Origin of the sequence: Streptomyces cirratus, assembly GCF_014650775.1 — a bacterium.
In the GTDB taxonomy this organism is placed as follows: Bacteria; Actinomycetota; Actinomycetes; order Streptomycetales; family Streptomycetaceae; genus Streptomyces; species Streptomyces cirratus.
Genome location: NZ_BMVP01000007.1, coordinates 17,829 through 41,335, shown reverse-complemented (window position 1 = coordinate 41,335; position 23,507 = coordinate 17,829). Strand labels below are relative to the sequence as shown.

Sequence of the window (23,507 nt, the reverse complement as noted above, 5' to 3'; positions counted from 1 at the left end):
CAACCTGCGCCCGGCCCTGTCTTTCAGGCTTTTCCCAGGGCCGTGCACCACCCGCAGTAACGACACGAAAGCTCTCTCCTGTCATGACAGAGAAGACCACCGGTGCCAGCTACGCAGCAGCAGGTGTCGACATCGAAGCGGGAGACCGCGCCGTCGAACTCATGAAGGAGTGGGTGAAGAAGACGCAGCGCCCCGAGGTCCTCGGCGGCCTCGGCGGGTTCGCCGGCCTCTTCGACGCCTCCGCCCTCAAGCGGTACGAGCGCCCCCTGCTCGCCTCCGCCACCGACGGTGTCGGCACCAAGGTGGACGTCGCCCGCCGGCTCGGCGTGTACGACACCATCGGCCACGACCTGGTCGCCATGGTCATGGACGACATCGTCGTCTGCGGAGCCGAGCCGCTCTTCATGACCGACTACATCTGCGTCGGCAAGGTGCACCCCGAGCGTGTCGCGGCCATCGTCAAGGGCATCGCCGAGGGCTGTGTCCTCGCCGGCTGCGCCCTGGTGGGCGGCGAGACCGCCGAGCACCCGGGTCTGCTGGGCCCGGACGACTTCGATGTGGCGGGCGCGGGCACCGGTGTGGTCGAGTACGACCGGCTCCTGGGCGCGGATCGCATCCGTACGGGTGACGCCGTCATCGCCATGGCATCGTCCGGCCTTCACTCGAACGGGTACTCGCTGGTCCGTCACGTCCTGCTCGACCAGGCGGGGATGGCCCTGGAGCAGCACGTCGACGACCTCGGCCGGACCCTCGGCGAGGAGCTGCTGGAGCCGACCAAGATCTACTCGCTGGACTGCATGGCCCTCACCCGTACGGCCGAGGTCCACGCGTACTCGCACATCACGGGCGGCGGCCTCGCGGCCAACCTCGCCCGGGTGATCCCGGACCACCTGCACGCCACGGTCGACCGCTCGACCTGGGCCCCCGGCGCCATCTTCGACCTGGTCGGCCGGACCGGCCGGGTGGAGCAGCTGGAGCTGGAGAAGACGCTGAACATGGGCGTCGGCATGATGGCCGTCGTCCCGCAGGAGTCGGTGGACGTGGCCCTGACCGCGCTGGCCGACCGGGGCGTGGACGCCTGGGTCGCGGGCGAGATCCTGGACCGTGGCGACCACACCGAGGGCGCGACCCTCACCGGTTCCTACGCGAGCTGAGCAGCACTGAAACCCGGTCCGGGGCGATGCCCTGGACCGGGTTTCACTACTTCGAGTCGCTCAAGACTCTGAGCGTGGCGGACGCGGTGTGCGTCAAGCGCCGCGACGGTGCGCCGACGGACCGGACTCTTCGTCCTCGTCCTCGTCGTCATCGCTGTTGTACAGCTCCGCGTACTTGGCGTACGGGTCGTCGTCGTCCAGATCGTCATCGACTTCGACCGGCGCGCTGATAGGCAGCGGCTCCGTCGGCGATGCGCCCAGCTCATTGGCCAGACGCGAGAGGTCAGTCCCGCCGCTGTTGTACTTCAGCTGGCGGGCGACCTTTGTCTGCTTGGCCTTGGCCCGGCCGCGCCCCATGGCTCGACCCCCTCGGTGACGGGGCTCGACGGCCCCAGAGTCTGACACGCGTTCATGGTTCGGAGCGGGCTCTCCGCGAAGAGACCGTCCGTAGGGGTTCAACGGTACCTGCTTCCGCGGCCATACGGTACGCCGCCCGCATGACGCGCCCCGGTGCAGGACCAACGAGACACCCCGTACTCGCTGGTCAGCTGCGATTTTAGCCCTTTCCTGGCGCGCGACCCGCCGAAGCGCAGTGAGTTCCGTCTCCCCCGTGGCCCGGGGGACCCTTCCGGCGGCAGCGGCGGGTCCCCCGGGCACCCGGGGACGGATCAGAGCGCTCGGCCCGCGCGGGCGTCCGACATCCGCTGTTCGGCGATCCGGTCGGCCGCGGCGGCCGGCGGAATGCCGTCCGCCTTCGCACGTGCGAATATGGCCAGCGTGGTGTCGAAGATCTTCGCCGCCTTGGCCTTGCAGCGGTCGAAGTCGAAGCCGTGCAGCTCGTCCGCGACCTGGATGACACCGCCCGCGTTCACCACGTAGTCGGGGGCGTAGAGGATCCCGCGGTCCGCGAGGTCCTTCTCCACGCCCGGGTGCGCGAGCTGGTTGTTCGCGGCGCCGCACACGACCTTGGCGGTCAGGGCCGGCACCGACTCGTCGTTCAGCGCACCGCCGAGCGCGCAGGGGGCGTAGATGTCCAGGCCCTCCACGCGGATCAGCGCGTCCGTGCCGGCGACGGCGGTGACCTTGCCCGCGTACTTGCCGGTGGCGTGCTTGTCGAGGACGGCCTGCACCGACTCCTGGCGGACGTCGGTGATCACGACCTCGGCGCCGTCCTCCAGCAGGTGTTCGACCAGGTGCTTGCCGACCTTGCCGACACCGGCGACGGCGACCTTGCGGCCGCGCAGCGTCGGGTCGCCCCACAGGTGCTGGGCGCTCGCGCGCATGCCCTGGAACACGCCGAAGGAGGTGAGCACCGAGGAGTCGCCGGCGCCGCCGTTCTCGGGGGAGCGGCCGGTCGCCCAGCGGGTCGTACGGGCGACCACGTCCATGTCCGCGACGTACGTGCCGACGTCGCAGGCGGTCACGTAGCGGCCGCCGAGGGAGTCCACGAACCGGCCGTAGGCCAGCAGCAGTTCCTCGCTCTTGAGGCTGTCGGGGTCACCGATGATGACGGCCTTGCCGCCGCCGTGGTCGAGACCGGCGAGGGCGTTCTTGTACGACATGCCGCGCGAGAGGTTCAGCGCGTCACGGACGGCTTCCTCGTCCGAGGCGTACGCGTGGAAGCGCGTGCCGCCGAGGGCCGGGCCCAGGGCGGTGGAGTGGATCGCGATGACGGCCTTGAGGCCCGTGGCCCGGTCCTGGCACAGCACGACTTGCTCGTGGCCCCCCTGCTCCGTACGGAACAAGGTGTGCAGGACGCCGTCGGTCATTTCGGTCACGGTGGTGACTCCCATGGAAGAGATTCGGCGGAAAGACGCCCGCCCTGCGGGTGGGGGAGGGCGCGCTGGGAGCAGCGTAAGACCTGGGAGGCGGAAGGGAACGCCCTGTCCGTAGATCGGAACACTCCAGGGTTACCGGTGACCTGGGGACCCTCGTGCGGAGTACCGCCGGGCAGGTCGGGGGAGTACGAGAGCGTGAGCGAATCCCCCGAACGCCGACTGCCCTCCGCGCGCACCGGCCCGACCGTGCCGTACGCGTCCTACCTGCGCGTCTACGAGCCCCTGGCGGCCTTTCCCGAGGCCGAGCGGGCGCACTGGTCCGGCTACGCCCGGCGCGGGGACGCCCCGACCGCCCAGGACGAACTGCGCAGGTCGCTCGCGGACTTGGTCCGGGTGCCGGTGGTCGGGGTCCCGGCGCACGAGAGCGGGGACGCGTTCACGGCCGAGCGGGACGGGGTGCTGCTGGTCTGCCCGTGGCGGACCAGGCTGCGCGGCTGGCTGGCGCTCCAGGAACTGGAGGCGGAGTTCCCCCGTCCGGTGCTGGACGCGGCGCTGCCGCCGACGGCCCGGCGCCGGGCGGCCGAGGCGTACGAGGCCTGGCGCGAGCGGAACCCCGACGGGCGGCCGTGGATCCGCACCGCCGTGTGGCAGGTCCCGCTGCGCTGGTTCGTGCTGGTGGCGGACGAGGAGCGGGAGTACCTGCCGGGCGAGCGGCTGCGCTACCGGACGCCGATGGTGCAGGCCCGGCGGCGCCTGGCGCGCGGGCTGCGGACGCTGCGGGCCGCGGAGGGCTACGGGGTGCTCGCGGAGGGGCTGGTGGAGGTCGGGAGCTGGCTGGAGGAGTTCCACCCGCGCTCGATGGTGGAGCTGGACTACGGAGGGCTGCTGCACGCGCTGCCGGAGGCCGCCCTGGCCGCCGACCGCTCGGCCCGCGACCTGGCGGTGGGCATCGCGGCGCTGCGGGCGGGGGACACGCAGGGCGCGATCGACGCGTACACGGACCTGGCGGAACGCTGGAAGGCGGTCCGGGAGCGACTGTTCGCTAACTAGCGCGGGGTCGGTGAGGGCCCGTACGCACCCTCCGGACCTGCCTGCGGGGGCGGCATCGGCCGAACCGGCCCGGAATGTCCCTAGCGGAGGCCGCCGGGTCACCCGTATCGTCCGATCGGCCATAAAACGCAGATCAGCGGCTTGATCGCGGCATTTGGGTCTTTGTTCCAGGACCTACGTCCCGATCCGGGCCATTGACTCAAGCGTGACGGACCGCACTAACCACACCCTTGCGCCCTTCCCCTACCCTCGTGCCAAAATAGGACAAGGAGTCCGGGGAGGGTTCCTTCCACCCAACTTTGGGCGGAATGCTCGGTATTGCACTCTACGGGGGGTCTGACGACTCCTGATCGCTCTGTGACTGATCGTCACAGTGGGGTGACTGTCCGTTATGGGACGGTCCATCGGCTTCCGCCGCTGATGAACACCTCGGAGGGCAATTCCATCGGTTTGGCCGTCAAGGCTGGACAGATGGTGTAGTTGTAGTGCCGAGGACAAGCCGTTCGTCCTATAACCGACTCGGCCTGCGTGTGTCCATTTCGGGCAACGTGGGCCAAGGTGCAGAATTTAGAGGAAAGAACCGAGATGGTTCGGTTCTCCCGAGGAGGCCGCTCATGACCGCTCGCACCCCTGATGCCGAGCCGCTGCTGACCCCGGCTGAGGTTGCCACGATGTTCCGCGTGGACCCGAAGACGGTCACCCGCTGGGCCAAGGCTGGCAAGCTCACGTCCATCCGCACCCTGGGTGGACACCGCCGTTATCGCGAGGCTGAGGTCCGCGCACTGCTCGCGGGAATTCCGCAGCAGCGCAGCGAGGCCTGAGGCTCGCAGCACCACCCCATTTCTCTGGGGACAGCTCCCGGCTGACGGCCGGGGGAGGGCATGAAACGGATCCCCCAATCCGATGAAACCCACAAGGCTTCAAACGACGGGACCTGCCCCAACAGGTTTCGCCGTTCGATCGCGCTGGACTCCGCCGGGTCCAGCGCGATCTTTTTTATGCCCGGAAGGTGCGCGTCCGGGGCCCCGTATCGCCGGCGTTCGCGAGACCCGGCCTCGCAGGTGCCATTGCACATATTAAATTGAGTCGGCATATGGGTGCGATAAAAGTGCGACCCCCAAAAACTCATGTGGTGACACCCGTCACACGAAGGGGTGATTCGGGAGCGCGGCGCCGCCCGTCCGCCCCCGGGTGCACGACGGGCGCCCTCGCGGGGCGGGCGCCTCGCGAGGGCTGTACTGCGCTCCGGGCGCAGGAAGATCCCCACGCGCCCTCCCGGGGGCGCTCAGGCACGCTCAGGGGCCGCTCCGGCGCTGCGACAGGAGCCGCAGCGCCGCGCACCGGCCCGACAACGCGTCAGGGCCCGCATCCCCTGGGGGATGCGGGCCCTGACGTTTCTGCGAACCTGACGGGACTTGAACCCGCGACCTCCACCTTGACAGGGTGGCGAGCTAACCAACTGCTCCACAGGTCCTCGATGCGCGCTGCCCAGTGGGCGGCTGCGAATCAGACTGTACAGCAGCTCAGGGGGTGCAGTCGAACCCGCTCAGGGGGCAGCGGCATCCACCGCCTTGACGATCCGCTTGTCGGAGATCGGGTAGGCCGTGCCGAGCGCGTGCGCGAAGTAACTGACGCGCAGTTCCTCGATCATCCAGCGGATCTCGGTGACCGCCTCCGGCACGGGACGGCCCTTCGGCAGCTGCTCCAGCAGCCACAGGTACTCGTCCCGCATCTCGTGGACCTTCTCCATGCGGGTCGTGTCCCGCTGGACGGCCGTGGGCATCTGCTGGAGCCGCCGGTCGATCGCCACCAGGTACCGCATCAGGTCCGGCAGCCTCCGCAGCCCCGTCAGCGTCACGAAGCCGGCCGGCATCAGCGCCGCCAGCTGCGCCTTCACGTCCTGGACGTTCGCCATCAGCGCCAGGCTGCTGGTGGACTTCACGCGCCGCTCACAGGCCTGCCAGGCCGCCAGGATCTGCTGCACCTGCCCGACGGTGCGCACGGTCGTGTCCACCAGATCGGCCCGTACGGCGTCGAACAGCTTCCGGAAGCCGGCCTCGTCCCAGGCCGGCCCGCCGTGGTCGGCGATCAGCTTGTCCGTCGCCGCGGTCGCGCAGTCGTCGAACAGCGCCTGCACCGAGCCGTGCGGGTTGCGCGAGAGAGCCAGCTTCTGCTGGTTGGTCAGCTTGTCCGAGGCGAACTTGGCCGGGTTGACCGGGATCCCCAGGAGGATCAGCTTCCGGGTGCCGAGCCACATCGCCCGCTGCTGCTCGGCCTCGGTGTCGAAGAGCCGTACGGACACGCTCTCGCCGGCGTCCACCAGCGCCGGGTAGGCCTTCACCGGCTGCCCCGCGCGCCGGGTCTCGAAGACCTTGTCCAGCGTCCCGATCGTCCAGTCCGTCAGCCCGGTCCGCTCCACCGACGTCCCGCCCGCCCGCTCGGCGGTCGCCGCGGCGGCCTGGGACAGCGCCTGACGGGCCTTCGGCCTCAGCTGGAGGCGCAACGCCTCCAGGTCCTTGGCCTCGGCCAGCTTCTTGCGCCGCTCGTCGACGATCCGGAAGGTGATCTTCAAGTGGTCCGGGATGCGGCCCAGGTCGAAGTCGTCGGCCGAGACCGGCACCCCGACCATCCGGTGCAGCTCGCGCGCCAGCGTCACGTGCAGCGGCTCTTGGAGGGGCCGCGCCGTCGCGAGGAAACGGGCCGCGAAGTTCGGCGCGGGTACGTAGTGCCGCCTGACCGGCTTGGGCAGCGAGCGGATCAGCTCGGTGACGACCTCTTCCCGCAGACCCGGGATCTGCCAGTCGAAGCCCTCGTCGGTGACCTGGTTCAGCACCTGGAGCGGGATGTGCACGGTCACGCCGTCCGCGTCCGCACCCGGTTCGAACTGGTACGTCACCCGGAAGCTCAGCTGCCCCTGCCGCCAGGTGTCCGGGTAGTCGGCCTTGGTGACCCCGGCGGCCTTCTCCGTCAGCAGCATCTCGCGCTCGAAGTCGAGGAGTTCGGGCTCCTCGCGCTTCTTGTGCTTCCACCAGGAGTCGAAGTGCGCCCCCGACACCACGTGCTCGGGGATGCGCTGGTCGTAGAAGTCGAACAGGGTCTCGTCGTCCACGACGATGTCCCGGCGCCGGGCCCGGTTCTCCAGCTCCTCCACCTCGGTGAGGAGCTTGCGGTTGTCGGCGTAGAACTTGTGGTGGGTCCGCCAGTCACCCTCGACCAGCGCGTTGCGGATGAACAGCTCCCGCGAGACCTCGGGGTCGATGCGGCCGTAGTTGATCTTCCGCTGGGCGACGATCGGTACGCCGTAGAGCGTGACCTTCTCGTACGCCATCACGGCGGCCTGGTCCTTCTCCCAGTGCGGCTCGCTGTACGTGCGCTTGATCAGGTGCTGGGCGAGCGGCTCCACCCACTCCGGTTCCACCTTGGCGTTCACCCGGGCCCAGAGCCGCGAGGTCTCCACCAGTTCCGCGGACATCAGGAACTTCGGCTGCTTCTTGAACAGCGCCGAACCCGGGAAGACCGCGAACTTGGCGCCCCGGGCGCCGAGGTACTCGTTCTTGTCGGTGTCCTTGAGCCCGATGTGCGACAGCAGACCGGCCAGCAGCGAGACGTGGACGCTGTGCTCGGGGGCGTCGGCCTCGTTGACGTGGATGCCCATCGTCTTGGCGACCGTGCGCAGCTGCGAGTAGATGTCCTGCCACTCGCGGATCCGCAGGAAGTTCAGGTACTCCTGCTTGCACATCCGGCGGAAGGAGGAGGAGCCGCGCTCCTTCTGCTGCTCGCGGATGTAGCGCCACATGTTCAGGAACGACAGGAAGTCGCTCGTCTCGTCCTTGAAGCGGGCGTGGTTCTGGTCGGCCTGCGTCTGCTTGTCCGAGGGCCGCTCGCGGGGGTCCTGGATGGACAGGGCCGCCGCGATGACCATGACCTCGCGGACGCAGTTGTTCTTGTCCGCCTCGACGACCATGCGGGCCAGCCGCGGGTCGACCGGCAGCTGGGAGAGCTGGCGGCCCATCGGCGTGAGCCGCTTGCGCGCGTCCTTCTCGGACGGGTCGAGCGCGCCGAGCTCCTGGAGCAGCTGGACGCCGTCGCGGATGTTGCGGTGGTCCGGCGGGTCGATGAAGGGGAACTTCTCGATCTCGCCGAGTCCGGCCGCGGTCATCTGCAGGATGACGGAGGCCAGGTTGGTGCGCAGGATCTCGGCGTCGGTGAACTCCGGGCGGGCGTGGAAGTCGTCCTCGGAGTACAGCCGGATGCAGATGCCGTCCGAGGTGCGGCCGCAGCGGCCCTTGCGCTGGTTGGCGCTGGCCTGCGAGATCCGCTCGATGGGCAGCCTCTGGACCTTGGTGCGGTGGCTGTAGCGGGAGATCCGGGCGGTGCCCGGGTCGATCACGTACTTGATGCCGGGCACGGTCAGCGAGGTCTCTGCGACGTTCGTCGCGAGGACGATCCGGCGACCGGTGTGCTGCTGGAAGACGCGGTGCTGTTCGGCGTGGGAGAGGCGGGCGTACAGGGGCAGGACCTCGGTGAACCTTAGGTTCCGCTTGTTCAGCGCGTCCGCCGTGTCGCGGATCTCGCGCTCGCCGGAGAGGAACACGAGGATGTCGCCGGGGCCCTCGGCCTGGAGCTCGTCGACGGCCTCGCAGATCGCGGTGATCTGGTCCCGGTCGGAATCCGCTGCGTCCTCATCGGCCCCCTCCAGAAGGGGCCGGTAGCGCACCTCCACCGGGTACGTACGGCCGCTGACCTCCACGATCGGCGCGTCCCCGAAGTGGCGGGAGAAGCGCTGCGGGTCGATGGTCGCCGAGGTGATCACGACCTTGAGGTCGGGACGCTTCGGCAGCAGCTGCGAGAGGTAGCCCAGCAGGAAGTCGATGTTCAGGGACCGCTCGTGCGCCTCGTCGATGATGATCGTGTCGTAGGCGCGCAGCTCGCGGTCCGTCTGGATCTCGGCGAGCAGGATGCCGTCCGTCATCAGCTTCACGAAGGTGGCGTCCTGGTCCACCTGGTCGGTGAAGCGGACCTTCCAGCCGACGGTCTGCCCGATCTCGGACCTCAGCTCCTCGGCGATGCGCTCCGCGACCGTACGGGCGGCGATGCGGCGCGGCTGGGTGTGGCCGATCATGCCCCGGACACCGCGGCCGAGCTCCATGCAGATCTTGGGGATCTGGGTGGTCTTGCCGGAGCCGGTCTCGCCCGCGACGATCACGACCTGGTGGTCGCGTATCGCCTCGGCGATCTCGTCCTTCTTCTGGCTGACGGGCAGGTTCTCGGGATACGTGACCGTAGGTCTGCGCGAGGCACGGCCGGCCAGACGCGCGGCGGCCTTCTCGGCCTCCGCGGCGATCTCGTCGAGCACGGCCTGCTTGGCCTCGGGCTTGCGGATGCGGCGGGCGCCTTCGAGGCGGCGGCCGAGGCGGTGCGCGTCACGGAGGGGAATCTCACCGAGAAGCGTCTGCAGGGCGGCGAAGGAAGTAGACATACCTGATCGAGGATCTCACCCGGGAGGGTCGGGTGGCGAACGCATTTGTCGCACCTACCCGTACCATTTCGGGACGAGATCACCTTAAACCCACCGTCCCGCGAGTGAGAGGCCCGCCATGTCCCGCGCCCGTGGAGTGTGGTGGCTGCTCGGCGCCGTCCTCGCGGTGCTGCTGGCGGCGACGGTCCCGGGAGCTTCGGCGGGTCCCGAGGGCTCCCCGGCCTCTGCGGGCCCGGGGCCGGGCCCGCGCCTCGCGGTTCCTGCGGCCCGTACCGCTTCCGGCGCGTCGGTGGCCCGTACCCCGTCCGCCCTCGCCGAGGCCGCCGCGGTGGCGTACGAGGGCCAGGGCCAGGGCCCGGCTTGCGCTCCCGGCGCCGGGGACCACGGCCGCGCCCCGGCCGTGCCGCCGCGCGACGGGCGCGACCACGCCTGCGCCCCGGCGGTCCGGCTCCCGGCCGGGCCGGACACCGGCGGCCGGGCGCTGCCGGCCGGGGTGCGCGTGCGCGGACCGGACCGCCCCGCGCCGGGACCGGTGGAGCTGTCCGTGATGCGGGTGTAGCGGACCGGCCCTCCCGCCGGTCCCGCCCATCACCCGTACCACCGCTCCGGAGCACCCGTATGCCTTCCGCCCCCTCCCGCAAGCCCCTGATGTACTCCGCCGCCACCGCCCTCGCCGCGATCACCCTCGGGGTCGTGTCCTGGCAGGCCACCGCGGACCGGGACGCGCCCGCCGCCCCCGCTGCGGCCGCCGCGCCCGAGGCCGCAGAGGCCCCCGACCCGCTGGCGGCGCTCGCCCGCCGCGACCCCGGCGACAAGCTGGCCGCCGGGCGCGCCGACGCCCCCGTGGTGCTGATCGAGTACTCCGACTTCAAGTGCGGCTACTGCGGCAAGTTCGCCCGCGACACCGAACCCGCGCTGATGCGCAAGTACGTGGATGACGGCACCCTGCGCATCGAGTGGCGCAACTTCCCGATCTTCGGTGCCGAATCCGAGGCCGCTGCGAAAGCCGCCTGGGCCGCGGGCCGGCAGGACCGGTTCGCCCAGTTCCACGCGGCCGCGTACGCCGAAGGGGCCAAGGAGAAGGGCTTCGGCGAGGAACGCCTGACCGAGCTGGCACGGGCCGCCGGGGTACCCGACCTCGACCGGTTCCGGCAGGACATGGCCGGCGCGGACGCCCTGGCCGCCCTGCGCAAGGACCAGGAGGAGGGCTACCGCATCGGGGTCGCCTCCACCCCGTCGTTCCTGGTCAACGGACAACCCCTGGCCGGCGCCCAGCCGCTCGGCGCCTTCGAAGCCGCCATCGCCCGCGCCAAGGCCCGGGCCCAGGCCTCGAAGTGAACGGCATCGGATACCTCGCCGCCCTCCTGGGCGGCCTGCTGGCGCTGCTCAGCCCGTGCAGTGCGCTGCTGCTGCCCGCCTTCTTCGCGTACTCGATCGACTCCGCCTCCCGGCTGCTGGCCCGGACCGGGATCTTCTACGCGGGCCTCGCGAGCACCCTCGTACCGCTGGGCGCCGCCGGTTCGTACGCGGGCCGGTTCTTCCACGGCCACCGCGACGGACTCGTCCTGGCGGGCGGCTGGCTGATCATCGCGCTCGGCCTGGCCCAGATCCTGGGCCTCGGCTTCGCCTCCAAGCGGGCCGCGGAACTCTCGGGGCGGATCCGTCCGACCACCGCCCTGTCGGTGTACGCGCTGGGCGCTCTCTACGGGCTGGCCGGGTTCTGCGCCGGGCCGATCCTGGGCAGCGTGCTGACGGTGGCGGCGGTCAGCGGCAGCCCCGTCTACGGCGGGCTGCTGCTGGCGGTGTACGCGCTGGGGATGGCCGTACCGCTGTTCCTGCTGGCGCTGCTGTGGGAGCGCTTCGACTTGGGCCGGCGGCGCTGGCTGCGCGGGCGGACCGTCCGGGCCGGCCGGCTCCGGCTGCACACCACCTCGCTGCTGTCCGGGCTGTTCTTCATCACCCTGGGCGCGCTGTTCCTGCTGTACGACGGGGCGAGCGCGCTGCCCGGGCTGCTGGACGTGGACGACTCGTTCGCCGTCGAGCGGTGGGTCCAGTCGGTGGCGCGGGCCGTACCGGACTGGGCGGTGCTGGCGCTGGTCGCCGTAGCGGCACCGGCGGCCGCGTTGGCGCGGTGGCACCGCAAGGCCCGGGAAACGGCCGGGTGACGCAGGAAGGCCCCGTCCGATGGACGGGGCCTTCCGTGTGGTGGCTGGGGCCGGGGTCGAACCGGCGACCTATCGCTTTTCAGGCGATCGCTCGTACCAACTGAGCTACCCAGCCACGAGACTGTTTCCAGCCTCAGCGATCCTGACGGGACTTGAACCCGCGACCTCCACCTTGACAGGGTGGCGAGCTAACCAACTGCTCCACAGGACCTGGTTTGTGCAAGAACAAGTCTTGCACATGGTGTTGCGTACCCCCAACGGGATTCGAACCCGTGCTACCGCCTTGAAAGGGCGGCGTCCTGGGCCACTAGACGATGAGGGCTAAAGGCCCGCCGGGCACTTTTCAGCGCGTCGGGGACGTGAGAAGCATATGGGATGTCGGGACCTATCGCCAAAACGGTTTCCGCGGGTGTCCCGGAGGGACAATGACCTGGTGCTGGAGATGACGCGCGAGGAGTTCGAGGAACTCGTCGCAGAGGCCCTGGACCGGATCCCTCCCGAGCTCACCCGACTGATGGACAACGTGGCGGTCTTCGTGGAGGACGAGCCGCCCGCGCAGGACCCGGAGCTGCTCGGTCTCTACGAGGGCACCCCCCTGACCGACCGCGGCGAGTGGTACGCCGGGGTCCTCCCGGACCGGATCACCATCTACCGCAACCCCACCTTGCGCATGTGCGAGGACCGGGAGAGCGTGGTGGCGGAGACGGAGGTCACGGTCGTGCACGAGATCGCCCACCACTTCGGGATCGACGACGAGCGGCTCCACGACCTGGGCTACGGATGACCCGGCCGGTCCCCGGCGCCGAGGCGATCGACCCGGATGTCGACCTCCATGTGCCGGAGCAGCGCACCGAGCCGCAGGGGCGGGTGCTCGCGGCCGTGGCGGCGGGCGGGGCCGTGGGCGCCTCGGCGCGCTACGGGCTCTCCCTGCTGTGGCCGGCCGGCCACGGCGCCTTCCCGTGGGCGACCTTCTGGACCAACGTGGCGGGCTGCGCGCTGATCGGCGTGCTGATGGTGCTGATCGGCGAGGGCGGCCGGACGGCGCCGCACCCGTTGGTACGGCCCTTCGCGGGGGCGGGCGTGCTGGGCGGCTTCACCACCTTCTCCACCTACGCGGCCGACTTCTCGCGGCTGCTGGACGAGGGGGAGGCGCCCGCCGCGCTCGGGTACGCCGTATTGACGGTGGCCGCCGCGCTGGGAGCGGTCTGGGCGGCGGCGTCCGTGACCCGGCTGGCGCTGCGGCGGCGGTGCGGGTGAACTGGCTGCTCGTGATCGCGGGAGCGGTGGTCGGGGCGCCGCTGCGGTACCTGACCGACCGGGCGGTGCAGGCCCGGCACGACTCCCTCTTCCCCTGGGGCACCTTCGTCGTGAACGCCGCCGCCTGTCTGGCGCTTGGGCTGCTGACCGGGGCCCTGCTGGCCGGGGCGGCCTCCTCGCGGCTCGGCCTGCTGTTCGGGACGGGGCTGTGCGGGGCGCTCAGCACGTACTCGACGTTCTCCTACGAGACGCTGCGGCTGGCCGAGCGCGGCCGGAAGTTCCAGGCCGCCGCGAACGTGGTGGCCTCGGTGCTGCTCGGGCTGGGCTCCGTACATCTTGGGACGCATGTCGCGCGAGCGCTGTTCGCCTGAGGGCGTGTCTCTTACGGGGTAAAGGGAGTTGGGCACATTGACCCGCCAGGTGCGGGCCGTGCTCCCCGTCCCCTTACGGAGGTGCCCCCGTGCGCCAGTTGTCCGCTTCCCTCCGACTGGCCGCCGCCGCGCTCGCGGTCGCGGCGTCGGCCGGCTGCATGAGCGTCGGCGAGGACGCCGCCAAGCCCGGTCCCTCCTCCTCGGTGGGCGGCAAGGGCGCCGCCGCAGTCGGGGGCGCCACCACCGGGCGGGGCTCAGGGGTGCACAGCGACGGCCACGGCACGAAGGACGCGGCCGGCAACGCGCCGGGCAAGCCCGGGGAGCCGGGGAAGGCGGCCGGCGGGGCCGGGGCCTCCCCGAGCCCGGGCGCGCCGGCGGGCCGGCCCGGGGTCCCCTCGCCGTCGGCCGGGCCGGGTGGCGGAGCGGGCGGCCAGGGCTCGCAGGTGCCGTCGGGGGGCGGGTCGGGTGCCGGCGGCGGTTCCGGTACGGGCGGCTCGGGGTCGGGGTCCGGTTCGGGGTCCGGTTCCGGATCCGGGTCGGGCTCCGGCGGGCCCGTCGTCACGCCGCCCACGCCGTCGCCCAGCTCCCCGCCTGTGACGGAACCCACTCCGACGCCCCCGAGCTCCCCGCAGCCCGAGCCGAGCCCGCCGACGGCGCAGTAGCCCGGCCGACAGCACTCAGCCCCAGGGCATCGCCGCAGGTCAGAACCTTTCTGCGGGAGAAACTTGCCAGACCCCGGGGAGGGTGCGTATGGTTATAGATCGTTTGATCCCATTGCCCGGCGCCGAATCCGAAGAGCGCCGTGTGGCGCGTACTCTCCCTAGCCGTGGCTGACCGCATTGAGGCGGTCGATTTGCGATTCACGGAGTTTGGGCGCGTGCCGAGACTCCGGAAGGTTTCGCATTTCGCATGTCCATTTCCAGTTCTGACCGTGCCGTCATGCCCGAGAACGACTCCAACGAGATCGTCGACGCCGTTGAGGCCCTTGTGGTCACCGAGGCCATCGAGGCCGCCGAGGCGAACGACATCATCGAGGCTCTTGAGGCTGATGTGACGACCGACCAGTCCACCGACACCGCCTCCGACGAGGCCGACGCCGAGCCCGGCATCACCTTCGGCGACCTCGGTCTGCCCGAGGGCATCGTGCGCAAGCTCGCCCAGAACGGTGTCACCGCCCCCTTCCCGATCCAGGCCGCGACCATCCCGGACGCCCTGGCCGGCAAGGACATCCTCGGCCGTGGCCGCACCGGCTCCGGCAAGACCCTCTCCTTCGGTCTGCCGACCCTGGCCTCGCTGGCCGGCGGGCACACCGAGAAGAAGAAGCCCCGCGCGATCATCCTCACGCCGACGCGTGAGCTCGCGATGCAGGTCGCGGACGCCCTCCAGCCCTACGGCGACGTCCTCGGCCTCAAGATGAAGGTCGTCTGTGGCGGTACCTCCATGGGCAACCAGATCTACGCCCTGGAGCGCGGTGTCGACGTCCTCGTCGCCACGCCCGGCCGTCTGCGCGACATCATCAACCGCGGCGCCTGCTCCCTGGAGAACGTCAAGATCGCGGTCCTCGACGAGGCCGACCAGATGGCCGACCTGGGCTTCCTGCCCGAGGTCACCGAGCTGCTCGACCAGATCCCCGGCGGCGGCCAGCGCATGCTCTTCTCCGCCACCATGGAGAACGAGATCGGCACCCTGGTCAAGCGCTACCTGTCCAACCCCGTCACGCACGAGGTCGACAGCGCCCAGGGCAACGTCACGACCATGACGCACCACGTACTCGTCGTGAAGCCGAAGGACAAGGCGCCGGTCACGGCCGCCATCGCCGCCCGCAAGGGCCGCACCATCATCTTCGTCCGCACCCAGCTGGGCGCCGACCGCATCGCCGAGCAGCTCATCGAGTCCGGCGTGAAGGCCGACGCGCTGCACGGCGGCATGACGCAGGGCGCCCGTACCCGCGTCCTCGCCGACTTCAAGGACGGCTACGTCAACGCGCTCGTCGCCACCGACGTCGCCGCCCGCGGCATCCACGTCGACGGCATCGACCTGGTCCTGAACGTGGACCCGGCCGGTGACCACAAGGACTACCTGCACCGCTCGGGCCGTACCGCCCGCGCCGGCAAGTCCGGTGTCGTCGTGTCGCTGGCGCTCCCGCACCAGCGCCGCCAGATCTTCCGCCTGATGGAGGACGCGGGCGTCGACGCCTCGCGCCACATCGTCCAGGGCGTCGGTGCCTTCGACCCCGAGGTCGCCGAGATCACCGGTGCGCGTTCGCTGACGCAGGTCCAGGCCGACTCCGCGAACAACGCTGCCAAGCAGGCCGAGCGCGAGGTCGCCGACCTCACCAAGCAGCTGGAGCGCGCGACCCGTCGCGCCGCCGAGCTGCGCGAGGAGGCCGACCGCCTCGTCGCCCGTTCCGCCCGTGAGCGCGGCGAGGACCCGGAGGCTGCTGTCGCCGAGGTGGCCGAGGCCGCCGTCGCCGAGGTCGCGGCCGCCGTCGCGGCCGAGCCGGTCGTCGAGGAGCGCCCGGCGTTCCAGAGCCGTGACGAGCGTGGCAACTACGAGCGCCGCGACAACCGTCGCGACGACCGCGGTGGCGAGCGTGGCGGTGACCGTGGTGGCTTCCGCCGCGACGACCGCCCGTCGGGTGGCTTCCGCTCTGGTGGTGACCGTCCGTCCGGTGGTTTCCGCCGCGACGACCGTCCCTCCGGTGGCTTCAACCGTGACGACCGCGGTGGCGACCGTGGCGGTGACCGTGGTGGCTTCCGTCGTGATGACCGTCCGTCGGGTGGCTTCCGTTCCGGTGGTGACCGTCCGTCCGGTGGTTTCCGCCGCGACGACCGTCCCTCCGGTGGCTTCAACCGTGACGACCGCGGTGGCGACCGTGGCGGCTTCCGCCGCGACGACCGTCCGTCCGGTGGTTTCCGTCGTGACGACCGTCCCTCCGGTGGCTTCCGCTCCGGTGGTGGCGACCGCCCCTACGGCCGCCGCGACGACAACCGCCCCTCCGGCTCCGGTTCCACCGGTTCCTTCGGCGGCCGTCGTGACGACAAGCCCCGCTGGAAGCGCAACGGCTAAGGCCTGACGGCCCGCTGACCCCGGCTCGGCCCCCGCAGCACCTCCCGGTGCCGCGGGGGCCGAGCCCGTTCCCGGGCCCCTGTACGCGCCTGGAAACGACGCAGCGCCCCGACCGGTGTGAACCGGACGGGGCGCTGCGTCGAGCAGTAGGCCATGTCGGACTCGAACCGACAACCAACGGATTAAAAGTCCGCTGCTCTGCCAATTGAGCTAATGGCCCTCGGCGTGCTCACCCCAGAGCATAGCCGGAGAGGGGCGCAAGGCCGATCGGGTATCGACCGGAGTGGCCCCGACGGTTTCCCGCCAAGGGCGGCGAGGGGGTGTGGGAGGTGGGGAGTTGTGGCCGGCGGGGCGCTGCCCGGGGTCCCGCGCAGCGGCGACCGTCGCGCTGGAACCTTTCTACAGGGCTGTGACCTGCGGTGATAGGTGGTTGAGGGGGGCTCCCGGAGCTAATTGGCGGGAGGCGTCCCCCGAATGACGTAGAGTTGTGTTTACCGACGCGGGGTGGAGCAGCTCGGTAGCTCGCTGGGCTCATAACCCAGAGGTCGTAGGTTCAAATCCTGCCCCCGCTACTCAGTACGAAGGCCCGGTTCCCCTTGGGGAGCCGGGCCTTCGTCGTTCCCGGTCGCCGTCACCCGGACGGTCCGGCCGGGTCGCCGTACCGGGGTGCCAGGCGGGAGCCTTGAGGGGCGAGGCGGCAGTGGGCCCGCGCCCCGCGAGGGACCGGGCGGCAGGAGAGCGACGTGGCGGGGCGGAGCCGGCAGGACAGCGACGGGCTCGTGACGGGCTCGGGTGCCGGTGTGGCCCGGCGGGTGGTCCGGACGCTGCCGTTCGTGCTGATCGTCCTCGGGTTCGTCTTCGACCTGGTCTCGCCGCCGAGCTACACGGGCTCGCCGTTCTTCTCCGCCGCCCCGCTGATCGCGGCTCCGCTGTACTCGTTCCGGACGACCGCGCTGGTGGGATGCGCCGCCTCGCTCGCGGTGGCCGTGCTGCGGGGCCACGCCGTCACCGGCTGGCGGGCCGAGGCGCTGACCGAGCTGGCGACCGTGATCACCGTGTCCGGGATGGCGTTGCTGATCAACCGGGTCGTGCGGCGCAGCGGCGAGCGGCTCGCCTCGGCGCGTGAGATCGCCGAGGCCGCCCAACGGGCCGTGCTGCCCACGCCGGCCGAGCGGATCGGGGGGTTGCAGGTCGCCGCCCGGTACGAGGCCGCGCAGGCCGACGCCTTCATCGGCGGGGACCTCTACGCCGTGCAGGACACCCCGTACGGGGTTCGGCTGGTGGTGGGTGACGTGCGGGGGAAGGGGCTGGAGGCGGTGGAGGCCGTCGCGGTGGTGCTCGGCGCCTTCCGGGAGGCGGCGGAGACCGAGCCGACGCTGGAGGCGCTCGCGCAGCGGCTGGAGCGGTCCCTGGCGCGGGAGGGCGTGCGGCGCGACAGCCTCGACGCCGTGGAAGGGTTCACGACGGGCGTGCTCGGGGAGGTTCCGCCGGACGCGGGAGTGCTACGGACCGTCAACCGTGGGCACCCCGAGCCGCTGCTGCTGTATCCGGACGGCCGTCTCTTGGTGCTCGCGCCGAGCGAGCCCGCGCTGCCGCTGGGGATGGGGGAGCTGGGCGGCTGGCCGGACCGGACCGACGAGTGGCCCTTCCCGGCGGGCAGCACGCTGCTGCTGTACACGGACGGGCTGACGGAGGCCCGTGACGCGGCGGGCGAGTTCTACGACCCGGCGGCCCGGCTGTGCGGTCGGGTCTTCCCGGGGCCGGACGAGCTGCTGGACGCGTTGGCCGGCGATGTACACCGGCACACGGGGGGCAGGGCCACGGACGACATGGCACTGATGGCCCTGGGCCGCCCGGAGGGGGGCCAGCCGGAGCGCCGGCGCACGGTGCCGGTGGTTCCGCGCGGCGGTGCGTAGACCTGCCGCCCGAACCGGCGTGCTCGCTCTGGGTATTGGACCGGCGTCCTTGTGTGAGTGTCTGGCGGGGGGCGCCGTTCGGCCGGTGTGGCGTGAAGTAACGGGTCCCGAGCCGATATTTGCCCGAGATGGTCAGCATTGGCCTCAATGTCCGGGCCAAGGCTGTGCAGGGGGTGGCCGATTGGGGTTAACGATCAATCGCTACAGCTTGGAATCACTCCCCCGCGTCTATTACCGTTCGATAACGCAGCGCGGTCGTCCCAGCCGTCGCAAGAGACGGCGCCGTGCGCGTTCCCGCTCATGAGGAGTGTGCCCCCGTGGCCTCCAACTCGCCTGCCCACGAAGGCACCGACATCCAGGAGACGCCCACCGCCGGCGCCTGGGGCGAGTGGAACCCGACCGAGGACTCGGCCCGCCCGGTCCGCGGCAAGCACCGGGTGGCCAAGCCGCGGGGTGGTCTGGCCCGCAGTTCGACCGTGCTCGGCGTCGGCGTCATAGCGGCGGTCGGCGCGGGCGGCATGGCCACGGCTCAGGACCGGCCCCAAGCCGCCGTGTCCCTGCCCTCGTTCCCGGATCTGCTGGGCGGCGGCGGTGCGGACCAGGAAGCCGGTCACGTCGCCGTGGCGGACGCGCCGGCCGGGGAGCAGGGCCTCGGGCACGCCGACGCCGGCGAGGCGCTGCGTCACCGGATCCTCCAGCAGGCCGAGTCGCAGCACGACGCCGCCGAGAGCCGGGCCCGGGCGGACGCCGAGCGGGTGGCCCGCGAAGCAGCCGCCCAAGAGGCCAAGGCGCAGCGGGAGGCGGCCCAGAAGGCGGCCGATGAGGCCCGGGCGGCGGCGGAAGCGCGGGCGGCCGCCGAGAAGGAGGCCGCGGAGAAGTCGGCGGCGCACAAGGCGGCCGCGGACAAGGAGGCCGCCGCGCAGGAGGCGGCCAGCGGCGAAGCCGGGGCGGCCCGTGCGGGAGGCGCGGCGGCGCAGGCTGCCGGGGGTTACGCCCTGCCGACCTCCGCCTACACCCTCACCTCCCACTACGGCGACTCCGGCTCCATGTGGTCCTCCGGCCACCACACCGGCCTCGACTTCGCCGCACCGACCGGCACCCCCGTCAAGGCGGTGGGCGACGGGACCGTCATCTCGGCGGGCTGGTCCGGCGCGTACGGCTACCGGATCGTGCTCCGCCTCGATGACGGCACGGAGGTCTGGTACTGCCACCTGTCCTCGATGTCGGTGACCTCCGGCCCGGTCGGAGCGGGGGACACCATCGGCCGGGTCGGCGCGACCGGCAACGTCACCGGCGCCCATCTCCACCTGGAAGTACGCCGGGGCGGCTCCACCATGGACCCGCTGGCATGGCTGACGTCCAAGGGCCTGAACGTCTAGACCGCGCCCCGGCGTCCGGAGTGCCGGCGCCCGAGGACCTGGCCTGCGCCGGCCTGGGGCTCGGTACGACGCCCGGACGGGCCGGTACCGGGACGGGGTCGAACCACGGCGGCAGGAGCTCCTCCATCACCGCCGCGCGGGAGAGGGCGGGCCCCGCGGTCGCCCGGCGCAGCCACAGGCCGCGCAGCAACTCCCGCTCGTGCAGGGCGAAGTCCCGCTCCCGGACCGGGCCGCCGCGGCGGGCGCGGTGACGCAGCAGGGCCAGGGCGGCCGCATCCGCCTCGTACAGGGCGACGGCTCTGCCCGCGGCCCGGCCACCGGTACGCCGGGCCAGGGAACGCGCCAGCGAGCGGGCCGGCATCGAAGCCAGGGCCGGGACCTCCGCCGGACCGAGCCAGCCCGCGGCGGCGTACACCGCCAGCTCGGCGGCGACGGCCCGCAGACGGCGCTGCCTTATCCGTACGGCCAGCCACAGCATCAGGCCGAACGCCGGGACCATCACGCAGCTGTAGACCACGTAGAACCCGTACTCCCCGTAGCGCGAGGAGCTGTTCCACAGCGCGTGCAGGCCCATGGCGGCGGCCAGTCCGAGCAGCGGCAGGCCGATCCGGCCGCGCCGGCGCCGGCTGAGCGCGGCCAGACCGAAACCGAGTCCGGTGAGCACCGTGAACAGCGGGTGCGCGAACGGGGACAGCACCAGCCGTACGAAGAAGGTCGCCGCCGTGACGGAGTCGAGCACGCCGGTACCGTCGGCCACGTCCTCGTCGAAGGCGTTGCCCAGGTAGAGGATGTTCTCGGTGAAGGCGAAGCCGGTGGCGGTGAACCCGGCCATGACGAAGCCGTCGGCGGGCGCGGCCAGCCGTCGTCTTCGGAACACGAACACCAGCAGCAGCGCCGCCGCTTTGGCGCTTTCCTCGACCACGGGGGCGATCACCACCGAGCCGAGCCGATCGGCATCGGAGGGGTCGGCGGTGGCCCCGGCTATCCACTGGGTGGCGAAGCTGTTGGCCAGTATGGCTATCAGCGCCGCGGCGCAGGCCCCCCAGCCGCAGCAGAGCAGCAACTGCCGCCAGGGGCCGGGGGCGGCCCGACCGAGCCACCGGAACGCCGCCATGAGCGGCGGCACCGGCAGCACGGCCAGTCCGAGGCCGACACAGAAGCCGGCCGTGCCGGTCTGCTCCCGTACGAGTTCGAGGATCGCGACGCCGGGCGCGGCGAGCATGACGACGAGCACGCGCGTACGGACCGGGTCCGACGGACGTGCGAGCACACCTGAGAGCGCTCGGTACCCCACGTCATCACCCTAGCGAGCCGGTCTGACACGCGGAGTGACGTTGCCCGTTCTGTCAGCTGTCCGTGCGACGGAAGAGCAAGTCGTGTACGACGTGCCCCTTGTCGAGACCCTGGCCCTCGAAGCGGGTGAGGGGGCGGAAGTCGGGGCGGGGCGCGAAACCGCCGTCGGCCCGGGTGTTCTCGAACCGGGGGTGGGCGGTGAGCACTTCGAGCATCTGCTCGGCGTACGGTTCCCAGTCGGTCGCGCAGTGCAGGATCGCGCCGGGGGCCAGGCGCGTGGCGGCCAGGTCGAGGAACTCCGGCTGGATCAGGCGCCGCTTGTGGTGGCGGGCCTTGGGCCAGGGGTCGGGGAAGTAGACGCGCAGCCCGGCGAGGGAGTCCGGCGGCAGCATCTCGCGGAGCAGGATGATGGCGTCGCCGTTGGCCACGCGGACGTTGGTCAGGCCGCCCCGCTCGGCGAGCGCGAGGAGGTTGCCCTGGCCGGGGGTGTGCACGTCGACGGCGAGGATGCCGGTCCCGGGGTCGGCGGCGGCCATCTGGGCGGTGGCCTCGCCCATGCCGAAGCCGATCTCCAGGACGACCGGGAGGCCGTCGAACATGGCCTTGAGGTCGATGACCCGGTGCCCGTCGATGTCCAGGCCCCAGGTGCCCCAGAGCCGCTTCAGGGCTTCGCCCTGCCCGGTGGTCACCCGGCTGCGCCGCGGCTGGAAGCTGCGGATGCGGCGCTCGTGGTGCGAGCCGGCCGGGTCGGGGGCGGGCCCGTCGGGGAAGCGGGGCTCGGTGCGCCACTTCGGGGGCGTGTACGAGGCGGCGCCCTCTGCGGGGGCGCTGGCGCTCGGCGGCTGGGGGTTCAGGGACTCAGACACAATGTGCCGATTCTACGACTCGGGCACCGCACGGCCCTCCCGCTCCGCGGCGGGCGGCCGGGGATGCGGGGGCCGGCCGGGCCGCGGGGGCGCGGTGGGGGCTTCCGTGGGCCGGCCGGCCGGGCACGCGGCACTGCCGACCCTGGCTGCGGACGTGTGGGGCGCCGTCCTGTCAGCCGCCCGCGGACCGGCTCGGGCGTCGGGGTCTGCGACGCGGGTCGCGGGGGCAGGGTGGACAACGGGCGGCCCGCAGGCGCCGCCCGCCCGCCCAGGCCGCCCGCGTGACCGGACCCGGCGGCGGCCACCCCGTCCGGCGGAGGGCCACGTCGACGCGGGTCACGGCCGTGGGGACGGTTGCGACGTGACAGGCCGGTCTGCGGCGGTAGGGCGGTTTCCTTCGCCGGGCGGTGGTCACCCCTGCCGGGCGGTGGCGCCGTCGTGGCGGTGACAGCTCGACGGGTGATGCCGGGCGGGGGGTCGGTTCGCAGTCGCAGACAGGGCGGCTCGCGGGCCGCCGGGGATGCGGGTCAGGCTGACGCGAGCGCTGCCAGGGCACGGCGGGCTACCTCGCGGCCGATCGGCAAGGACGCGGTCGCCGCCGGCGAAGGGGCGTTCAGGACGTGCACCGTACGGGGCGCCTCCCGGATCAGGAAGTCGTCCACCAGCGTCCCGTCCCGCAGGACGGCCTGCGCCCGCACCCCGGCCGCCGCCGGGACCAGGTCCGTCGACGAGACCTCCGGCAGCAGGCGCCGCACCGCCTCGGTGAAGGCCCGCTTCGACAGCGAACGCCGGATCTCGCCCGCCCCGTACCGCCAGTGCCGCGAGGCCATCCGCCACGCCCCCGGCCAGGCCAGCTCGTCGGCGAGGTCCCGCGGCGAGGCCGTGCCCCAGCCGTACCCCTCCCGCGCGAGGGCGGGCACCGCGTTCGGCCCGACGTGGACCCCGCCCCCGATGCCCCGCGTCAGATGCACACCGAGGAAGGGGAACGCCGGGTCCGGCACCGGGTAGACCAGCCCGCGCACCAGCGACGGCCGCGCCAGGTCGTAGTACTCACCCCGGAAAGGGATGATCCGCATCCCCGGCTCGTCACCGGCCAGCCGGGCGATCCGATCGCACTGCAGGCCCGCGCAGTTCACCAGCACCCGGGAGCGCACCACCGCGCCCGCCGTCGTGCGGACCGCGACCCCGGCCGGGCGGCGCGAGATCAGGTCCACCGCCCCGCCGTAGACGATCTCCGCACCGGAGGACTCCGCCAGCTGCGCCGCGACCTGCCCGTAGTCCACGATCCCGGTCGTACCGACATGGATCGCGGCCAGCCCCCGCACCTCCGGCTCGTACTCCGCGATCTGCGCCGGGCCCAGCTCCCGCACCGGAATGCCGTTCTCGCGGCCCCGCTGCACCAGCGCGTGCAGCCGCGGCAGCTCCTCCCGCTCCGTGGCGACGATCAGCTTCCCGGTCACCTCGTGCGCGATGCCGTACTCCGCGCAGAACTTGACCATCTCGGCCGCCCCGCGCACCGCGGACCGCGCCTTCAACGAGCCCGGGCGGTAGTAGATGCCGCTGTGGATCACCCCGCTGTTGCGGCCCGTCTGGTGGCGGGCGGGGCCGTCCTCCTTCTCCAGGACGGTCACCCGCGTGCCCGGAGCCAGGCGCGACAGGGCATGCGCTGTCGACAGACCGACGATCCCGCCGCCGATCACCACAACGTCACAGTCCACGCCCACGCCCAT

General features: G+C 71.9%; 19 protein-coding genes and 6 tRNA genes. 14 read left to right on the top strand and 11 right to left on the bottom strand.

Translation table 11 applies throughout. The features are described 5' to 3' along the window. Positions 1–83 precede the first annotated feature (83 nt). Positions 84–1,154: a phosphoribosylformylglycinamidine cyclo-ligase gene (gene purM, locus IE207_RS19045; protein WP_190185453.1), complete on the top strand. Its 1,071-nt coding sequence runs from the start codon at positions 84–86 to the stop codon at positions 1,152–1,154. 93 nt (positions 1,155–1,247) lie between these two features. Here purM and IE207_RS19040 read toward each other — a convergent pair whose 3' ends face one another. Further along, positions 1,248–1,511, bottom strand: coding sequence for a DUF3073 domain-containing protein (locus IE207_RS19040; protein ID WP_136210589.1), 264 nt, complete (start codon positions 1,509–1,511; stop codon positions 1,248–1,250). A gap of 311 nt (positions 1,512–1,822) precedes the next feature. Then, on the bottom strand, positions 1,823–2,932 hold the full coding sequence (locus IE207_RS19035) for a Leu/Phe/Val dehydrogenase (protein WP_190185452.1): 1,110 nt from the start codon (positions 2,930–2,932) through the stop codon (positions 1,823–1,825). 195 nt (positions 2,933–3,127) lie between these two features. On the opposite strand from IE207_RS19035, the gene IE207_RS19030 reads away from it, so the two are divergent. Both IE207_RS19030 and bldC read left to right on the top strand, forming a co-directional pair. After that, complete coding sequence (locus tag IE207_RS19030) at positions 3,128–3,982, top strand: DUF8083 family protein (RefSeq protein ID WP_190185451.1); 855 nt, start codon at positions 3,128–3,130, stop codon at positions 3,980–3,982. Positions 3,983–4,596: 614 nt separating this feature from the next. Next, positions 4,597–4,803, top strand: a complete 207-nt coding sequence (gene bldC / locus IE207_RS19025) for a developmental transcriptional regulator BldC (RefSeq protein WP_003949541.1) — start codon at positions 4,597–4,599, stop codon at positions 4,801–4,803. A gap of 579 nt (positions 4,804–5,382) precedes the next feature. On the opposite strand, the gene IE207_RS19020 is transcribed toward bldC, so the two are convergent. Both IE207_RS19020 and hrpA read right to left on the bottom strand, forming a co-directional pair. Then, positions 5,383–5,456: transfer RNA gene (locus IE207_RS19020), tRNA-Asp, on the bottom strand. Positions 5,457–5,528: 72 nt separating this feature from the next. Further along, entirely contained in the window at positions 5,529–9,461 is a 3,933-nt protein-coding gene (gene hrpA, locus IE207_RS19015; RefSeq protein WP_190185450.1) for an ATP-dependent RNA helicase HrpA, read from the bottom strand. Positions 9,462–9,579: 118 nt separating this feature from the next. Here hrpA and IE207_RS19010 point away from each other — a divergent pair, with 118 nt between their 5' ends. The 3 genes from IE207_RS19010 to IE207_RS19000 are packed head-to-tail and all read left to right on the top strand — an operon-like array spanning position 9,580 to position 11,626. Next, the gene (locus tag IE207_RS19010; protein WP_190185449.1) at positions 9,580–10,020 is read left to right on the top strand and encodes a hypothetical protein; all 441 of its coding nucleotides are present in this window, start codon (positions 9,580–9,582) and stop codon (positions 10,018–10,020) included. 59 nt (positions 10,021–10,079) lie between these two features. Further along, entirely contained in the window at positions 10,080–10,799 is a 720-nt protein-coding gene (locus IE207_RS19005) for a DsbA family protein (RefSeq protein ID WP_190185448.1), read from the top strand. Continuing rightward, a complete protein-coding gene (locus IE207_RS19000) occupies positions 10,796–11,626 on the top strand; it encodes a cytochrome c biogenesis CcdA family protein (protein ID WP_190185447.1) in 831 nt (276 codons plus the stop codon). The genes IE207_RS19005 and IE207_RS19000 overlap by 4 nt, the downstream gene beginning before the upstream one ends. A 38-nt stretch (positions 11,627–11,664) precedes the next feature. Here IE207_RS19000 and IE207_RS18995 read toward each other — a convergent pair. The 3 genes from IE207_RS18995 to IE207_RS18985 all read right to left on the bottom strand — a co-directional run bounded on the left by IE207_RS18995 (position 11,665) and on the right by IE207_RS18985 (position 11,948). Next, a tRNA-Phe gene (locus IE207_RS18995) sits at positions 11,665–11,741 on the bottom strand. Positions 11,742–11,763: 22 nt separating this feature from the next. Beyond that, a tRNA-Asp gene (locus IE207_RS18990) sits at positions 11,764–11,837 on the bottom strand. A gap of 38 nt (positions 11,838–11,875) precedes the next feature. Beyond that, positions 11,876–11,948 (bottom strand) — tRNA-Glu (locus IE207_RS18985). A 111-nt stretch (positions 11,949–12,059) separates the two neighbouring features. Between IE207_RS18985 and IE207_RS18980 the strand changes: the two genes are divergently transcribed. The 5 genes from IE207_RS18980 to IE207_RS18960 all read left to right on the top strand — a co-directional run bounded on the left by IE207_RS18980 (position 12,060) and on the right by IE207_RS18960 (position 16,323). Further along, entirely contained in the window at positions 12,060–12,410 is a 351-nt protein-coding gene (locus IE207_RS18980; RefSeq protein ID WP_190185446.1) for a metallopeptidase family protein, read from the top strand. Next, on the top strand, positions 12,407–12,883 hold the full coding sequence (locus IE207_RS18975) for a FluC/FEX family fluoride channel (RefSeq protein ID WP_190185445.1): 477 nt from the start codon (positions 12,407–12,409) through the stop codon (positions 12,881–12,883). The genes IE207_RS18980 and IE207_RS18975 overlap by 4 nt, the downstream gene beginning before the upstream one ends. Next, a complete protein-coding gene (crcB, locus tag IE207_RS18970; protein WP_190185444.1) occupies positions 12,880–13,254 on the top strand; it encodes a fluoride efflux transporter CrcB in 375 nt (124 codons plus the stop codon). Before IE207_RS18975 ends, crcB begins: the two co-directional genes overlap by 4 nt. Before the next feature lie 89 nt (positions 13,255–13,343). Further along, positions 13,344–13,916, top strand: a complete 573-nt coding sequence (locus IE207_RS18965; protein ID WP_190185443.1) for a hypothetical protein — start codon at positions 13,344–13,346, stop codon at positions 13,914–13,916. A 277-nt stretch (positions 13,917–14,193) separates the two neighbouring features. Further along, a complete protein-coding gene (locus IE207_RS18960) occupies positions 14,194–16,323 on the top strand; it encodes a DEAD/DEAH box helicase (protein ID WP_229873821.1) in 2,130 nt (709 codons plus the stop codon). Positions 16,324–16,470: 147 nt separating this feature from the next. On the opposite strand, the gene IE207_RS18955 is transcribed toward IE207_RS18960, so the two are convergent. Beyond that, a tRNA-Lys gene (locus tag IE207_RS18955) sits at positions 16,471–16,543 on the bottom strand. Positions 16,544–16,821: 278 nt separating this feature from the next. Between IE207_RS18955 and IE207_RS18950 the strand changes: the two genes are divergently transcribed. The 3 genes from IE207_RS18950 (at position 16,822) to IE207_RS18940 (ending at position 19,618) form a co-directional block, all read left to right on the top strand. Further along, positions 16,822–16,895, top strand: a tRNA-Met gene (locus IE207_RS18950). Positions 16,896–17,066: 171 nt separating this feature from the next. Continuing rightward, positions 17,067–18,239, top strand: a complete 1,173-nt coding sequence (locus IE207_RS18945) for a PP2C family protein-serine/threonine phosphatase (protein WP_190185441.1) — start codon at positions 17,067–17,069, stop codon at positions 18,237–18,239. Between the two features lie 317 nt (positions 18,240–18,556). Continuing rightward, positions 18,557–19,618 carry a M23 family metallopeptidase gene (locus tag IE207_RS18940; protein ID WP_190185440.1) on the top strand — a complete coding sequence of 354 codons (1,062 nt, stop codon included), beginning with the start codon at positions 18,557–18,559 and terminating at the stop codon, positions 19,616–19,618. Here IE207_RS18940 and IE207_RS18935 read toward each other — a convergent pair. From IE207_RS18935 to lhgD, 3 genes are all read right to left on the bottom strand, one after another. Continuing rightward, complete coding sequence (locus IE207_RS18935) at positions 19,527–20,840, bottom strand: PrsW family intramembrane metalloprotease (RefSeq protein ID WP_190185678.1); 1,314 nt, start codon at positions 20,838–20,840, stop codon at positions 19,527–19,529. The two genes, IE207_RS18940 and IE207_RS18935, sit on opposite strands and share 92 nt — an antisense overlap. A 124-nt stretch (positions 20,841–20,964) precedes the next feature. Next, on the bottom strand, positions 20,965–21,777 hold the full coding sequence (gene trmB, locus IE207_RS18930; protein WP_229873820.1) for a tRNA (guanosine(46)-N7)-methyltransferase TrmB: 813 nt from the start codon (positions 21,775–21,777) through the stop codon (positions 20,965–20,967). A 527-nt stretch (positions 21,778–22,304) separates the two neighbouring features. Continuing rightward, on the bottom strand, positions 22,305–23,507 hold the full coding sequence (lhgD, locus tag IE207_RS18925) for an L-2-hydroxyglutarate dehydrogenase (protein WP_190185676.1): 1,203 nt from the start codon (positions 23,505–23,507) through the stop codon (positions 22,305–22,307).

Bases quoted from the DNA above. Each gene is read 5' to 3' on its own strand.
- IE207_RS18975 (WP_190185445.1), top strand. From the start codon at position 12,407: ATGACCCGGCCGGTCCCCGGCGCCGAGGCGATCGACCCGGATGTCGAC.
- lhgD (WP_190185676.1), bottom strand. From the start codon at position 23,507: ATGGGCGTGGGCGTGGACTGTGACGTTGTGGTGATCGGCGGCGGGATC.
- IE207_RS18935 (WP_190185678.1), bottom strand. From the start codon at position 20,840: ATGCTCGCCGCGCCCGGCGTCGCGATCCTCGAACTCGTACGGGAGCAG.
- purM (WP_190185453.1), top strand. From the start codon at position 84: ATGACAGAGAAGACCACCGGTGCCAGCTACGCAGCAGCAGGTGTCGAC.
- IE207_RS19010 (WP_190185449.1), top strand. From the start codon at position 9,580: ATGTCCCGCGCCCGTGGAGTGTGGTGGCTGCTCGGCGCCGTCCTCGCG.
- hrpA (WP_190185450.1), bottom strand. From the start codon at position 9,461: ATGTCTACTTCCTTCGCCGCCCTGCAGACGCTTCTCGGTGAGATTCCC.
- IE207_RS19005 (WP_190185448.1), top strand. From the start codon at position 10,080: ATGCCTTCCGCCCCCTCCCGCAAGCCCCTGATGTACTCCGCCGCCACC.
- IE207_RS19040 (WP_136210589.1), bottom strand. From the start codon at position 1,511: ATGGGGCGCGGCCGGGCCAAGGCCAAGCAGACAAAGGTCGCCCGCCAG.
- IE207_RS18960 (WP_229873821.1), top strand. From the start codon at position 14,194: ATGCCCGAGAACGACTCCAACGAGATCGTCGACGCCGTTGAGGCCCTT.
- bldC (WP_003949541.1), top strand. From the start codon at position 4,597: ATGACCGCTCGCACCCCTGATGCCGAGCCGCTGCTGACCCCGGCTGAG.